12 protein-coding genes are annotated in these 14,698 nt (G+C 48.9%); 9 read left to right on the forward strand and 3 right to left on the reverse strand.

Annotation, left to right across the window (positions count from 1 at the left end; genetic code table 11):
* Nucleotides 1-178: 178 nt before the first annotated feature.
* From LK536_RS54300 to LK536_RS54310, 3 genes are read left to right on the forward strand one after another with little or no spacing between them, the layout of a single operon-like run.
* The gene (locus LK536_RS54300) at nucleotides 179-883 is read left to right on the forward strand and encodes a DUF6896 domain-containing protein (protein WP_227796691.1); all 705 of its coding nucleotides are present in this window, start codon (nucleotides 179-181) and stop codon (nucleotides 881-883) included.
* Nucleotides 884-888: 5 nt separating this feature from the next.
* Nucleotides 889-1,284, forward strand: coding sequence for a hypothetical protein (locus LK536_RS54305; RefSeq protein ID WP_227796692.1), 396 nt, complete (start codon nucleotides 889-891; stop codon nucleotides 1,282-1,284).
* Nucleotides 1,281-1,904 (forward strand): hypothetical protein, encoded by a 624-nt coding sequence (locus LK536_RS54310; protein WP_227796693.1) that lies wholly within the window; start codon nucleotides 1,281-1,283, stop codon nucleotides 1,902-1,904. The genes LK536_RS54305 and LK536_RS54310 overlap by 4 nt, the downstream gene beginning before the upstream one ends.
* A gap of 440 nt (nucleotides 1,905-2,344) precedes the next feature.
* Here the strand turns inward: LK536_RS54310 and LK536_RS54315 are convergent, their stop codons facing one another.
* Nucleotides 2,345-3,637, reverse strand: coding sequence for a cation:proton antiporter (locus LK536_RS54315; RefSeq protein ID WP_227796694.1), 1,293 nt, complete (start codon nucleotides 3,635-3,637; stop codon nucleotides 2,345-2,347).
* A gap of 149 nt (nucleotides 3,638-3,786) precedes the next feature.
* On the opposite strand from LK536_RS54315, the gene LK536_RS54320 reads away from it, so the two are divergent.
* The 6 genes from LK536_RS54320 (at nucleotide 3,787) to LK536_RS54345 (ending at nucleotide 12,497) form a co-directional block, all read left to right on the forward strand.
* On the forward strand, nucleotides 3,787-4,680 hold the full coding sequence (locus LK536_RS54320; RefSeq protein WP_008722678.1) for a LysR substrate-binding domain-containing protein: 894 nt from the start codon (nucleotides 3,787-3,789) through the stop codon (nucleotides 4,678-4,680).
* A gap of 79 nt (nucleotides 4,681-4,759) precedes the next feature.
* Nucleotides 4,760-6,535 carry an ABC transporter ATP-binding protein gene (locus tag LK536_RS54325; protein WP_227796695.1) on the forward strand — a complete coding sequence of 592 codons (1,776 nt, stop codon included), beginning with the start codon at nucleotides 4,760-4,762 and terminating at the stop codon, nucleotides 6,533-6,535.
* 26 nt (nucleotides 6,536-6,561) lie between these two features.
* A complete protein-coding gene (locus tag LK536_RS54330) occupies nucleotides 6,562-7,431 on the forward strand; it encodes a DegV family protein (RefSeq protein WP_227796696.1) in 870 nt (289 codons plus the stop codon).
* 18 nt (nucleotides 7,432-7,449) lie between these two features.
* Nucleotides 7,450-8,901 (forward strand): sensor histidine kinase, encoded by a 1,452-nt coding sequence (locus LK536_RS54335; RefSeq protein WP_008722683.1) that lies wholly within the window; start codon nucleotides 7,450-7,452, stop codon nucleotides 8,899-8,901.
* Nucleotides 8,898-9,845 carry a GerMN domain-containing protein gene (locus tag LK536_RS54340; protein WP_331472250.1) on the forward strand — a complete coding sequence of 316 codons (948 nt, stop codon included), beginning with the start codon at nucleotides 8,898-8,900 and terminating at the stop codon, nucleotides 9,843-9,845. Before LK536_RS54335 ends, LK536_RS54340 begins: the two co-directional genes overlap by 4 nt.
* Nucleotides 9,846-9,911: 66 nt before the next feature.
* Nucleotides 9,912-12,497 carry a ComEC/Rec2 family competence protein gene (locus tag LK536_RS54345; protein ID WP_227796697.1) on the forward strand — a complete coding sequence of 862 codons (2,586 nt, stop codon included), beginning with the start codon at nucleotides 9,912-9,914 and terminating at the stop codon, nucleotides 12,495-12,497.
* 85 nt (nucleotides 12,498-12,582) lie between these two features.
* On the opposite strand, the gene LK536_RS54350 is transcribed toward LK536_RS54345, so the two are convergent.
* Together LK536_RS54350 and LK536_RS54355 are read right to left on the reverse strand one after the other, a co-directional pair.
* The gene (locus LK536_RS54350) at nucleotides 12,583-13,053 is read right to left on the reverse strand and encodes a low molecular weight protein-tyrosine-phosphatase (protein WP_227796698.1); all 471 of its coding nucleotides are present in this window, start codon (nucleotides 13,051-13,053) and stop codon (nucleotides 12,583-12,585) included.
* 182 nt (nucleotides 13,054-13,235) lie between these two features.
* Nucleotides 13,236-14,162 (reverse strand): type II toxin-antitoxin system death-on-curing family toxin, encoded by a 927-nt coding sequence (locus LK536_RS54355; RefSeq protein WP_025482698.1) that lies wholly within the window; start codon nucleotides 14,160-14,162, stop codon nucleotides 13,236-13,238.
* Nucleotides 14,163-14,698: the final 536 nt, after the last annotated feature.

Raw genomic sequence — 14,698 nt, forward strand, 5'->3', positions numbered from 1 at the left:
CATCGGTATGGTATCACTTTTAAAATCAGCGGTTATTAAAGTTGATTCTATCATTTGACTTCTATGATATACTTGATTTATAAAATATGCTTGTCTGAACTGCCGCTTAACCAGAAGCATGGAGACATCAAAAAAGAATGGGTCACTGATGATACAGCAGTTAGTATAGGATGATTCTATGGATGATAAAATAAAATCAATGATTGATGAATATATAGCCAAAGTAGAGGAAGTATGCTGCAAACTACTGGAAGGAATAAACAGGCAGGAAAACCTAAAATTAAGAACGAAATGGGATTTCTTTGAATACAGGGGCAAAGTGCGTAAAACTGTGTTCATCATCGGTGGTACCACATACAGACTTCATGGGAACGGCTGCTTTGCTTTTGGCGATGGGCTGTTTTTGGATTGGAATTTTGGTTACAGAAGCAGATGGTGCGGTATTGATCCCAGGATACTGGGGATGACCCTCAAGCAGGGAGGGAGCAGCCAAACGGAATATTTCGATGGTAAATTATTGGAAGAAGCTTGTGAGCTGGCTGTCATTGAAGGCGAAATGTTTAAAAAGAATGGACTCTATCATTATGCAGTGAATAAAAAGGATACATTTACGCCGGAGTTCCCAAAGGAATATGATACTTTGGCAATAGAGTATTTTCGTGAGAAGTGGATAGTTCCCAGAAGTAAGATGACGGATAGGTTTTTGAGAAAAAGTAATTGGATTTGTAATCAGATATACGGCAATCAAAATAGATATGTTTTACGGTTCTTTTTAGGAGAAAACGAAATATATTCAGTTCCATATGATGACATGAACTATCCGGAGAATGCGGTTAAAATCATGACAGACACCATTCTCTGGAATTTGAAGAAGCAGGGATAGGGATTGTGCAGATTAAGGAGGGACAGGCGATGCATAAAATTGCAGAAAGTATGCATTATGAGGTGTATAGGGAGTATGAGACGGTTCTTTTGAAAATGAAACACCCGGAACGAACCGTGACCATTGGAGACTTTTATGGGGACGTAGGAAAAGTAATCATATCCCCAAAAGAGGAATGCTGTGTAATGGCTGGATGCGGAGTCATTGTTTATTATTTAAATGAACCATTTACACCGTATGGGTATGATAAAAGATGTGGACAGTGGAAGGAGTGGTATAGGGCTGGAGATACATGGGTGGAGGATGTGGTGTTGGAAAACGATGGAACCATAGTGATACAGTTGGAAAATGGGGAGAAAACTGCCCTGCCGTGCCTTCCTCAGGAAGAAGGCCGGATATGAGCACAACATTTGAAGTGTATCCTGCAGATACATACATCCCTTCTTTTTCAGAACTTCTGTCCCATACGGAAATGGCGCTGGAATGCTACCTGAAAAGCATACATATTAATAAAAGTATCCGAATGAACGCCGAACTGCATCTGATAAACGGACATGATAAAAAAACGGTTCAGCCTGAAGATAAAGTGGTATGGGATGAAACTGCCTATGCCTGGTTTTTTGTTAAGGATGTTCCCGGAGGGACCGATGCCTATTACTGCAGGCATACGGACTTGGACATTGGATTTTTAAAAGAAGAATTGGCTATGAATGATAATTTTAGGAAACACAGCAAGATCATCCATGATAATTTGAGGGTAGGATATCACTGGGTATTCAGGAGAAGTGCGGGACAGCCGGCCATAATCACCTTGTCCTATGGATTTCTGGCAGCCGCTCTGGCAAAGCTGACCAATGGGGTTATTTATACGGATGACGGGGCATGGGATTACGAAAAATTCCCGGCAGGGCCAGATGATTTCATGAGCTGGTATTTCAGGCCGGAACATGCTGCGAATCAGGATGATGCAGACTTTACGGAGAGATGTATACGGTCAATCTGGAAAATGCTGGCTGATTGACAGGGGACTGTTCCATAAAGTGTCAGTGCCTCTCAAGTGTCAGTGCCTCTCAGGTGTCAGTGCCTCTCAGGTGTCAGTGCCTCTCAGGTGTCAGTGCCTCTCAGGTGTCAATGCCTCTCAAGTGTCAATGCCTCTCAGGTGTCAGTGCCTCTCAAGTGTCAATGCCCTTTAGGTATAAATGTCTCTCAGGCGCCTGTGCCCCTTAGGTGTCAATGCCCTTTAGGTGTAAATGTGCCTCAGGCGCCAGTTACCCTTAGGTGTCAACAATAGAATAACTGGATTAAGAGCCAAAGAAACACCCTCAGAAGTCGGACTATTTCTGAGGGTGCGTTCATTACGTGGATGGGATATCAAAGTTTAAAATACCGAAGCCCGTCTAGACAACCGTCTATCGAACCAACCGTCTATCGAACCAACCGCCTATCGAACCAACCGCCCGCCTAAACAACCGCATGTCTGGCCTGGGCCGATACCGTCTCATCTGTCTGACTCTTGCTGTTTTTCCCTGTTTCCTCTCCCATTTTCTCCGCTGCCTTCTCCTTCTCCGGTATACTTCCTGACAGCTTAATCGCTGCCTTGGAACAGGCCGGGCCTACCATTTCATAGAGCAGGCCGCTGGACAGGATGATGGTGGACAGCATGAGCCCGCTTTCAGTTGGCAGCATGCGCTGGCCCAGGACAGCCAGGCCAATGGAAACGCCTGCCTGGGGAATCAGGGCCAGGCCGAAGTAACGGCGGATTTCCGGTGATGCGTGGATGATGGCGGCACCCATGCTGGAGCCTGCGTATTTGCCTGCAATCCGCACCAGGAAATAGATGACCCCGATGACGCCGGCAGCAGCCAGGCTGGGGATGGCCAGCCGCATGCCGGAAAGCACGAAGAACATCACCAGCAGCGGAGGCGTAAACTGGTTCAGCTGCTTAAACAGATGTTTGTTGCCGCTGGCATTGACATATGCCGTGCCAGAGGCCATGCAGGCCAGGAGGGGGGACACGTTCATGGAGGTGCATATGCCGGCCACGCCCATGATGGTGACACAGGCCAGGACAAGGCTGTGGTCCTTGCTGCGCCGTTTGTGTATGAGCCTGCTGAGCACGATGCCGGATACAGCGCCAATGGCCAGGGCGGCCACATTGAACAGCACGGGCAATGCAATCTGTGATACCGTGACAGAACCGGTTCCGGAGTTGGCCTGCACAAAGGCAGCGCAGACGCTGAAAGCCACCAGGGCCACTGCGTCGTCCAGGGCAACCACCTGTAGGATGGTGTCGATGAACGGACCCTTTGCCTTGTACTGGCGGATGGTCATGATGGTGGAGGCCGGAGCGGTGGCGCAGCCAATGGCCCCAAGGAGCAGGCTGAAGGACAGGGACAGGCCTAAAAGCAGCATGGCAGTGGTGATGAACACGCCTGCTGTCAGGGATTCAAACAGGGTCAGTACGACCATGTTCTTTCCGTTGGCTTTCAGGGATGAGAGCTTGAAGTATTTGCCCACCCCAAAGGCGATGAAGGCCAGGGCCAGGTCCGTGACAAAATCCATCTGGCCAATATATTCAGAAGGAACCAGATTCAGGCACCATGGCCCGATGATGACTCCTGCAATAATATAACCCGTAACGTTGGGCAGGTGAAGCCTCTTTGTGATGCGTGTAAGCAGAAAGCCGGATGCCAGCATGATTGCGATACTGAGTATGATTCCTGCTGCTCCCAGATTTGATAAAAACAGTGCCATATGGAACACTCCTTTCTGCGGACAGGGCATAAGGAATTACCCTGTTCCTTTTTTGTTTTGCTTGATTATAGTAGCATTTGGTGATAAAATCAAATGATATTAATTAACTGGTATATAAAATTTATTTATATTATGAAGGAGATGGTATCGTGTTCGATGCAAAGGTGAAAACCCTGCTGTCCGTCATCGAGACAGGAAGCTATACAAAAGCAGCAGAAAAGCTGAATCTGACCCAGCCCGCGGTAAGCCATCAGATACGGATGCTAGAGAATGAATTCGACATAAAAATCTTTTATAGGGATAAAAACAAGCTGAAACTGACACCTCAGGGCAAGATTCTGGTGCAGTATGCACGCAGGGCTGCAGCTGTGTATGCCAATGCATGCCAGGCCATCGAGGACAGCAAATCGGAGACCAGACACCTGAACGTGGGGATTACCCCCACGGCAGGGGAGACCATCATCCCCCAGGTACTGGCCACGCTCTGCAACGAGAACCCGGGCATCCATATAAATATCGGTGTGAATACCATTCAAAAAATTTATACCCGGCTCAAGGCATATGAGCTTGACTTTGCCGTGGTGGAGGGCGCTGTGCCGGACGCGGCCCTGGTGACCACCACCCTGGATACGGATTACCTGTGCCTGGCCGTATCCCCTATCCACAGGCTGGCCAGGGCCAAGACTGTCTCCATCCGTGAAATCCGCCATGAGAAGCTGATCTTAAGAAGCCAGAGCGCGGGTACCCGGCAGCTGTTTGAAAAGCATCTTGGGGCCAGGAACCTGAGCCTCTCTGAATTTAATGTTATGATGGAACTGGATAATGTGTCCATGATTAAGGAACTGGTCAGCATGGACCTGGGGATAACAATCATCGCAAAAAGCGCGTGCCGTGAGGAACTGGCAAGCGGCCGCCTGTCCATCATCCCCATTGAGAATTCTACCATGGTCCGGCAGATTGACATGGTCTACCAGAAGGATTTCATCCACCCGGAACTTATAGAGAACATACGCAGGATATATGAAGAGCTGAAGGCAAAATAGCCCTTCCATTTTTATGGGAAATAGGATAGAATGGATGATAGTGATTTGCTGAAAATGATTTAACAGGAGTAATGTGATTGTGAGTGGAAAAAAAGGCATGAGGACAGGGAAACTGCTTAGGAGTTTTCTTCCCTATTATGGAAAGTATAAAAAAATCTTGATTTTCGACCTGGTGTGCGCGGCCCTGACCACACTGGGGGAGCTGGTGCTGCCTCTGATGCTGCGCTATATCACCAATCAGGGGATGCAGGACCTGGCGGCCCTGACCACAGGGATTGTGGTAAGGATAGGAATGCTTTACCTGGTCCTGCGTATCATTGATTCCCTGGCGGCTTACTATATGGCTTACACCGGCCATGTGATGGGCGTGTATATTGAGACGGACATGCGTCAGGATGCATTTGAACATCTTCAGATGCTTTCGGACAGCTATTACAGCAACACGAAGGTGGGGCAGATCATGTCCCGTATAACCAGCGACCTTTTTGATGTCACGGAATTCGCCCACCACTGTCCTGAGGAGTTTTTTATCGCGGCCCTGAAGACAGTGGTTTCATTCATCATACTTTCAGGCATTAACCTGGAACTTACCTTGCTGATATTTGTACTGATACCGGTTATGATTGTGTCCTGCACATGGTTCAACATGAAGGTGAAGGAGGCATTCCGCAGGCAGCGCAACCAGATTGGCGAGCTTAATGCCCAGATTGAGGATACCCTTCTTGGCAACCGGGTGGTCAGGGCATTTGCCAACGAGCCGGTGGAGATTGAGAAGTTTGGAAAAGGCAATGAAGCCTTCATGAATATTAAGAAATACACCTACCGTTACATGGCTGCGTTCCAGATTACAACCAGGTCCTTTGACGGGCTGATGTATGTGGTTGTCATTGTGGCCGGGGGCATTTTCATGATACAGGGTAAGGTGGAGCCGGGGGATCTCGTGGCTTATACCATGTATGTGACCACCCTGCTGACCACCATCCGCAGGATCATTGAATTTGCCGAGCAGTTCCAGAGAGGAATGACAGGGATTGAACGTTTCCAGGAAATCATGGACGTTGTGCCGGATATCAGGGACAGGAAGGATGCCGGGAACCTGGAAGGAATCAAAGGCGCCATTACCTTTGACCATGTAAGCTTTGAGTATCCGGACGACCATGTGCCGGTTTTGGAAGACATCAACCTGCTTGTGAAGCCCGGGGAGCGCATTGCGCTTGTGGGGCCTTCGGGAGGCGGCAAGACAACGCTCTGCAACCTTCTGCCCAGGTTTTATGATACCACAACAGGGAGCATTTCCATTGACGGACATGATATCCGGGGCGTAACCCTGAAAAGCCTGCGCTCCAACATCGGTGTGGTCCAGCAGGATGTATATCTGTTTTCAGGGTCTGTTTTTGAGAATATCAGCTATGGACGGCCGGGGGCAACCAGGCAGGAAGTGGTGGAGGCAGCCAAGCTGGCTGGCGCCCATGAATTCATATCAGAGCTTCAGGACGGGTATGACACCTATGTGGGTGAGCGCGGTGTTAAGCTGTCAGGAGGACAGAAGCAGCGCATCAGTATTGCCAGGGTATTCCTTAAGAACCCGGCCATCCTGATCCTGGACGAGGCAACCTCGGCCCTTGACAATGAAAGTGAATACCTGGTGTCCCAGTCCCTGGAGAAGCTGGCCAAGGGCCGTACGACCATTACCATAGCACACCGTCTTACCACCATACAGGGGGCGGACAGGATTCTTGTGCTGTCCGGCAGCAGGATTGTGGAGGAGGGGAACCATGAGGAACTTCTCTCCAAAAAGGGGATGTACTATCAGCTGTATACAACAGCCAACCGTTTGAACCAGGGAATTGCATAGAGGAGATTTTAAGGAGAATTCATTATATGAAGATAGCTATTGTTGCTGACAGCAACAGCGGGATTACGCAGGATGAGGCAAAGGAACTGGGGGTATCCGTCCTCCCCATGCCTTTTATGATTGACGGGACTGTTTATTATGAGGGAATTGACTTAAGTCATGAGGAGTTTTACAAAAAGATGGAGGAAGGGGCTGACATCACCACCTCACAGCCATCCCCCAAGGACGTTCTGGAATGCTGGGACTCCCTTTTGGAGGAATATGACCAGGTTGTCTATATTCCCATGTCCAGCGGGCTCAGCGGCTCCTGCCAGACCGCCCTTATGCTGGCAGAGGATTACGATGGAAGGGTGCAGGTGGTGAATAACCAGCGCATTTCCGTAACCCAGCGCCAGTCTGCCCTGGATGCCAGGGACCTGGCGGCAAAAGGATACTGTGCAGAAGAGATAAAGGATATATTGGAAGCAACCAGGTTTAACAGCATCATCTATATTACGGTGGATACCCTTAAGTACCTGAAGAAGGGAGGCAGGATCACGCCTGCGGCTGCTGCCCTTGGCACCTTGTTGAAAATTAAGCCGGTGCTGACCATAGAAGGGGAGAAGCTGGATGCATTTTCAAAGGCAAGGACCATGAAACAGGCGAGGCAGACCATGCTGACGGCCCTGGCTCATGACCTGGAGGAGCGTTTGGGCGACAAGGACGCAGGGCATACCTATCTTCAGATTGCCCATACCTGCAATGAGGAAGCGGCGGAGGAACTGGCGGAAACGGTAAAGGAACTGTATCCCCTGGCGCCGGTGTTTGCGGCCCCTCTTTCACTGAGCATTGGCTGTCATATCGGGCCGGGAGCCCTTGCAGTTGCCTGTACCAAAAAGTTAAAGGAGCTGGAGTAATTGCCCAAGGAAAAATTCATGGATAGACTTCGTACCTATGGCATGAGCATAAAGGTGCCGCTGGCCGGACTTGTGATTGCAGTGGCCATCCTGCCCCTGTTCCTTCAGGCCGCTGTCATGTTGGGGTCTTTTAACCAGGGACAGCTGGACGCCAGGACCATAGAGATACAGAACCAGTGCGTCATCCTGAGTAATAAGATGACCAGGTCCGGCTACATGACTGCGGAGAAGAAGAACGCCACGGGATTGGACAGCCAGATGCAGGCCATTGCAGATGTATATAATGGAAGGATTGTCATTGTGAATACCAACTTCCGTGTGGTCACGGATACCTTTAACCTGGCAACCGGCAAGTATTATATTTCAGAGGAAGTCATCAAGTGCTTTAAAGGGGAGAACAGCAGCCATTATAACAGGGACATGCAGTATCTGGCCCAGACCATACCCATATATGACCCGGCCAATGAAAAGAGCATTAACGGAGTGATTGTGGTCACCGCCTCCACGGAGAATATCCTGTCCCTGACAGACAAGGCCATGGGCAAATCCAACCTGTTCCTGGTATGCATGTGTCTGGTGCTGGCCGTGCTGGCAGCGGCTGCGGTCCATATCATCATGCGGCCCTTTAAGAAACTGCAGATGTCCTTTGACCGGGTGGCCCAGGGAGACCTGGACGCGGATATCTCTGAGGATACCTACAGGGAGACAAGGCAGTTATCCCTTTCCGTGCAGAAATCCCTGAGCAAGCTGAAGGCAGTGGACCAGTCCAGACAGGAGTTTGTATCCAATGTGTCCCATGAGCTGAAGACGCCCATTACCTCCATCCGCGTGCTTGCGGATTCCCTGATGGGGATGGAGGAGGCTCCGGTTGAATTGTACCGCGAATTCATGACTGACATATCCGATGAGATAGACCGGGAGAACCAGATCATTGAGGATCTCCTGATGCTGGTGAAGATGGATAAGTCGGCAGAAAGCCAGATGAATATCGGGCAGGTGAATATCAACGCGGAACTGGAGCTTATACTAAAACGCCTGCGTCCCATTGCAAAGCGGGGGAACGTGGAACTTGTGCTGGAAAGCATACGCGAGGTGACGGCGGATGTGGATAAGGTGAAGATATCCCTTGCCATCACGAACCTTGTGGAAAATGCCATCAAATATAACCGGGATTCCGGTATGGTAAGGGTCACGCTGGACGCGGACCACAAGTATTTTTATGTGAAGGTGGCGGATACGGGAATCGGTATACCGGAGGACGCCCTGGAGCATATATTCGAACGCTTTTTCCGTGTGGATAAAGCGCGTTCCAGGGAGGTGGGAGGCACCGGACTGGGCCTTGCCATTGCCAAGAATGTAATCCAGATGCATCATGGCATTATCGATGTGGAAAGCACGCCTGGAGAGGGCACTACCTTCAGCATGAGGGTTCCCCTGACCTATGTGCCGAGACAGGAGGTGAAGTCATGATCAGGACGGGATTAAGGAAAATGCTTCTGTTTTGGGTATTTTTAATCATGTCTTCATGGGCGTTCATGGGCTGCAGCAGGGATGAGACACCTATGGCTGCGCCGGAGGAAGGCACCTACCTGGTTTATTACCTGAATTCAGCGATTACAAAGCTGGTACCCAGGTCATATGAGGCTGTTTCAACCGATCAGGAGGCCCTTGTGGCGGAACTGATGGACCAGTTCATCCATGTTCCCAAGGATCTGGACTGTCAGCCAGGTATCACGGATAAGGTGACATTTCAGGGAAGCCGTCAGGAAGAGCAGGTCCTGTACCTGTATTTTGATGTGAACTACACGGCCATGAAGCCTGAACGGGAAATACTCTGCCGGGCAGCCCTGACCAGAATGATGACCCAGATCCAGGGGGTTGACTATATCAGCATATACTGCGGGGACCAGCCGCTGATGGACCGCCAGGGCAATCCGGTGGGGGTACTGACATCCGGTGATTTCATCATGAATACCAGCAATGTAAATGCATACGAGAAGACGGAGCTGACCCTTTATTTTGCAGATGAAGCCGGCGCCAGCCTGGTGGAGGAAAAACGTGAGGTGGTCCATAATATCAACACCTCCCTGGAACAGCTCATTGTGGAGCAGCTCATTGCAGGGCCAGGACAGGAGGGCCATTACCCCACCCTTCCGGCGGACTGCAAGATACTGAGCCTGTCCGTGACGGACAATGTGTGCTATATCAACTTTGACTCGGCATTCCTTGCAACCACGCTTCCGGTCAGTGAATATGTGCCTATCTATTCCATTGTGGATTCCCTTTCAGAGATGACATCGGTGACCAAGGTACAGATTCTGGTGAACGGTTCGCAGAATGTGATGTTCAGGGATGTGATTTCCCTCAATACCGCCTTTGAGAGAAGCCAGGAGTATATCGAAGGCGCGCAGTAGGGAATGCTGCGGATCCATTCCCGCCGCGTGGTGCGTTTGAAACTGAATTGAAAGGAAAAACTTAATATGAAAAGGCCGCTTATTGTATTGGCAGCTGGTTTTGTACTTGGAGAGGTGCTTGCCCTGCAAGGTCAAAAAGCGGTGTCCCAGGGGCTTTTGTGGTGGCTGTATGCCGCCGCAGGGCTTTTTGGGGTGTGGTCATACCGGATGTTGTTCCCACCATCCGGCGGAAAAAGACAGGGCAGCAGTGCTGGAAAAACAGCGCTTCTGCTCTTTTTTGTGCTGGCAGCCGGAGGGTGTGCCGGGTATGCCAGAGGTGCATGGGAAAGGGACAGGCTGGACCGTGAAGAAGTATCAGCCGGGGAATTTGCAGGCGCCAGGGCCGTTGTTCAGGGAACGGTAGGGAAGGCAGAACCTGGGGAAGGCAGTTTATCCCTTGTACTGGAGGCGGTCAAGGCCCGGGTGGGGAAGGTTGGCAGGGAATATGACCGGGTGATTGTTTATGTGAAAGATGAAGGGGATGGCGGGCTGCCGCGTCTGTTTCCCGGGATGGCGGTTGAGATAAGAGGCAAGCTGGAGGCAATAGAGAGGCCCAGGAACCCAGGAGAATTTGATTTTCGCAGGTATTACCGTTCCAAAGGCGCTGCATGCAGGATGTTTGGGGAGCAATTAAAGGTCACAGGAGAAGAGTACATTCCTTACCAGACCTTTCTTATGAAGTTCAAATCAGGATGCGCCGGGATACTTGACAGAATCTGCCCGGCACAGGACAGCGCAGTGTTCAAGGCAGTACTTCTCGGGGACACATCCGGCATGGAACCGGAGGTGCGCTCCATGTACCAGCGTCATGGGATTTCCCATCTTTTGGCGGTCAGCGGCCAGCACCTGGTCATTATAGGGGGAGGAATCTATCTTATCATGCGCCGTCTGGGGCTGGGCTTTGGCCGTGCCGGGATGATGGGGGCGACGTTCATCATAAGCTATGGAATCATGACAGGAAGTTCCGGCTCTGCCATCCGGGCTGTAATCATGACCATGTGTCTGTGGCTGGCAGCGTATGGGGGAAGAAGTTACGATACTTTGTCCGCCCTGGGGCTTGCAGCAATCATCCTTTTGTGGAAATCCCCGTATCTGCTGTTTTCCAGCGGTTTCCAGCTGTCTTTTGGCGCGGTATCTGCCATCGGGGGTCTGGGCGGCTGGCTCAGGTCTGGTTTTCATATGGAAAAAGGATGGAGGAACACAATCCTGATGAGCCTGTGCGTCCAGATTGTCATAACGCCTGTGGTGCTTTACCATTATTACCAGCATCCCTTGTACGGCATTTTCATGAATCTTCTGGTGATACCGCTTATAGCCATACTCATGTATTCGGGGATTCTGGGAATCTTTCTGGGAAGTTTCTGGCTGAAGGGAGGAATCATCGCAGTCGGGGCAGGGCACTATGTGCTGTGTTTTTATGAGTGGCTGTGCAGGCAGGCGGAACGCCTGCCAGGATACTGTCTTGTGATGGGGAGGCCGTCCTGGATTCAGATAATCCTGTATGGAGCCGGGATGGCCGGGGCGCTGTATGGGATCCGGCGGCTGGGGGGCGAGGAACATGGGGATGGGATGGATGATGGTATAATGGATGGCAAAAATGAGGGGAGAAGGGATGGAATAGTAGGTAACGTAAGGGATGGCACAGACGATAGAATAAAAGATGGCGTAAACAATAGCAATAGGGACAAGGTTGGTGGTGGAAAGTGCAGGTACCATATATCCAGGTTCCCTATAGCGGTAACTGCATGTCTGTATGGCCTTTTCTTTTTAATCCTGCTTCCTGTACCGGGAAAGGGGTTAGAGGTAATAATGCTGGATGTGGGGCAGGGAGACGGAATCGTGATGCGTACGGAAGCATTTACCATACTGGTAGACGGTGGAAGCAGCAGTTACAAAAGCCTGGGGGAGAAAACACTGGAACCATGTCTTAAAAGTATGGGCGTGGATACGGTTGATTTTGCTGTGGTGAGCCATGGGGATAGTGACCATATAAGCGGTCTGCTGTATCTTATGGAACACTCAGAGGACATCAGGGTCAGGAACCTGATACTTCCCATGCCTGGCCGGGGGCAGGAGATATATGATGAATTGGAGCAGGCAGCGGAGGCTGCGGGAGGAAAAGTATTCTACCTGGCGCCGTCGGATTGTATACAGGCAGGCGGCCTTTATCTGACCTGTCTGTATGCAGGGGGAGAACCGCCGCCGGCAGATGACCGCAATGCCCATTCACTGGTACTGTGTGCGGATTATAAAGGCTTCCATATGCTTTTTACCGGGGATATGGGGACGGAACAGGAAAAGGGAATGCTGAAACTGGCAGAAAAGGAGGGAAGCCTTCAGCAGGAACATCTAAGCCATGTGCAGGTGCTGAAAATGGCCCATCATGGTTCCAATACGTCCTCTGGCGAGGAATTCCTGGACTATTTGAATCCGGACCTGGCGCTTGTCTCATATGGAAGAGGCAATTCTTATGGTCATCCGTCCCCTGAAGTGATGGAACGGATGAAAAAATGCCGTATCCCTGTGATGGAGACAGGATACGGCGGCGCAGTCATATTGCGGACGGATGGGAAAACGCTCAGGTGTGGATACTTTATGGATGGCGGGAGATAGACAGCCTGCCGTTCATGCAAAGAGGTACCGGCAGAGGCGGCGTTTGGGATTTCACTCCGTATCCTCCTGATGCGTGTCTGACCGTTTATTTCCACTGATTCGGGCTGCGCAGTATTTTTTCCAGAAGTGCATTGCATCCAGTGGTGATGTCATTCCAGGTGGTTTCAAAATCACCTGTATACCAGGGGTCCGCCACATCCCTGCGGCTGCCGGCAAATTCCAGTAATTTATGGATTTTGTTATCCGGGTCGCCTCCGGTGATGCGTGTTATGTTGCGGATGTTCCAGTCATCCATTCCAATCAGATAATCAAATGTCCCATAGTCCCTGGGTTTCATCTGTTTGGCCTGATGGCCCTGACAGCTGATGCCTGCCTGGCGCAGTTTTTCCCGGGTGCCCCGGTGGGCGCTGTTTCCAATCTCCTCTGTAGAGGTGGCGGCTGAATCGAGGAAAAACATGTCCTCCAGTCCTTTTTTGTGGACCAGGTCCTGGAAATAGTAGAGGGCCATGGGGCTTCTGCATATGTTGCCATGGCAGATAAATAGTATTTTTATCATCTTGATTATATCCCTTCATAAGCCTTCAAACCTTGATATTACGGGCTGTCCGGCGCTTTTTTCATGTTTCGTGTTTTGCTCCAAACCTACGCTAATCTTTGTAAATCTACGCAAATTCACAGGGGAATGGTGTAGTAAAAGTGATATTCAAATCACTTCTCAATGCTGATCGTGGTTCAGTCTTACCCTTGTATACAATTCATAATCACGCTTACCATCATTTCTTTCTCCTCTGGGTTGGATTCTGCAATCATAATTGTAAGAGCCACAAGAGTGTGGTCATCTATCAATTTTTCTCCATTTTTGAATAGCACATTATTTTTGTCCAAAAAGTAAAGAAATATTGTGGCTGCTATTCTTTTATTACCGTCGGAAAAGCTGTGATTTTTCGTTACAAAGTATAGAAGATTTGCAGCTTTTTCTTCAAGCGTTGGATACACATCTTCACCGGAAAAGCTTTGATAAATTGCTCCAATGCTCCCCTTAAAAGAATCATCTTTTTCATTTCCAAAAAGAGAACTGCTGTCGCCAAATTTCATACTGCTAATTACATCTCTGCATTCTTCATAAGTCAAGACATAGATTGCCTTGTTTCCTGTTGGGCGGCTCATATTCTGATGATCATACGCATCTAAAAGTTCCAGTGCCTGACTATATTTTTCAACAACTGTCAACACTTGTTTTGTATCAAGACTATTTTCTGCTCTTTTCATAACACGTATTACCTCATTTAACTGATTCATACGATTATGATTCACAGCATAACCTTTGATTATGTACTCTTTTAAAATAGAATTTGCCCAACGCCGGAATTCAACACCGCGTTTAGACTTTACACGATAACCAACAGAGATAATGACATCTAAAGTATAAAACGGAACTGGTTGTTTTACTCCATCAACACGCAATTTTTGCGTGTTGTTCTCTTTGTCCAACTCTTCATCTGTGAAGACATTATTTATATGTTTTCTTATTGTTTTTTCATCACGTTCAAATAAAAGTGACATTTGATTAGCGCTAAGCCATACTGTATCGTTTTCTATTGATACTGGTAAAAAAATTCTTTTATCTTTCGTTTCAAATAGCACAATCTCTTTTTTATCATCCATTACATTTCTCCTGTTACTTTATTTTATTATAACAGAACACTTTCCATATAACATACTTCCTGCCACAATTGGGTAGAAACCGTCTACCCAATTCATATCACAACAAAATATCTGTCAAAATTCCACACTAATACAAAAAGTACTCTTTTTAAATTTTTACTTGTCACATCAAGGCTCTGACCTAAATTCAAATGGCGTAGTAGTGGTGTGGTAAGCGCCTTTCTCTGTCGTGAAGCCATTGATTTTACTGGCTTTTCCGGGATTTTTCAAGATGTTGCCGTGGCAGACGAAAAGGATATTAATGGTATTCTGAAATTGCTTGCTCATACACGTTATCTCCGTTGAATTTTGATAGCTAAAGTCTACTATAAATTTGCGTGATGGACAAGAGCAATTTTCTGTTTGCGACCTTTACAGCCAGTTTATCATTTCGTATAATGGGTACAGGCAGTTCTGATCTGACCCCAAAAAGTTAGACAAAAATTGATGGTTACGCAACTAATGAGGATTGAATCCTGTATTGGACAGGGCTCAGT

It is taken from the genome of Clostridium pacaense (genome assembly GCF_020709765.2).
In the GTDB taxonomy this organism is placed as follows: Bacteria; Bacillota; Clostridia; order Lachnospirales; family Lachnospiraceae; genus Enterocloster; species Enterocloster hominis.

Coding starts and splice junctions, on each gene's coding strand:
- LK536_RS54350 (WP_227796698.1), bottom strand. CDS start 13,053: ATGATAAAAATACTATTTATCTGCCATGGCAACATATGCAGAAGCCCC.
- LK536_RS54335 (WP_008722683.1), top strand. CDS start 7,450: ATGGATAGACTTCGTACCTATGGCATGAGCATAAAGGTGCCGCTGGCC.
- LK536_RS54355 (WP_025482698.1), bottom strand. CDS start 14,162: ATGGATGATAAAAAAGAGATTGTGCTATTTGAAACGAAAGATAAAAGA.
- LK536_RS54345 (WP_227796697.1), top strand. CDS start 9,912: ATGAAAAGGCCGCTTATTGTATTGGCAGCTGGTTTTGTACTTGGAGAG.
- LK536_RS54300 (WP_227796691.1), top strand. CDS start 179: ATGGATGATAAAATAAAATCAATGATTGATGAATATATAGCCAAAGTA.
- LK536_RS54340 (WP_331472250.1), top strand. CDS start 8,898: ATGATCAGGACGGGATTAAGGAAAATGCTTCTGTTTTGGGTATTTTTA.
- LK536_RS54315 (WP_227796694.1), bottom strand. CDS start 3,637: ATGGCACTGTTTTTATCAAATCTGGGAGCAGCAGGAATCATACTCAGT.
- LK536_RS54330 (WP_227796696.1), top strand. CDS start 6,562: ATGAAGATAGCTATTGTTGCTGACAGCAACAGCGGGATTACGCAGGAT.
- LK536_RS54310 (WP_227796693.1), top strand. CDS start 1,281: ATGAGCACAACATTTGAAGTGTATCCTGCAGATACATACATCCCTTCT.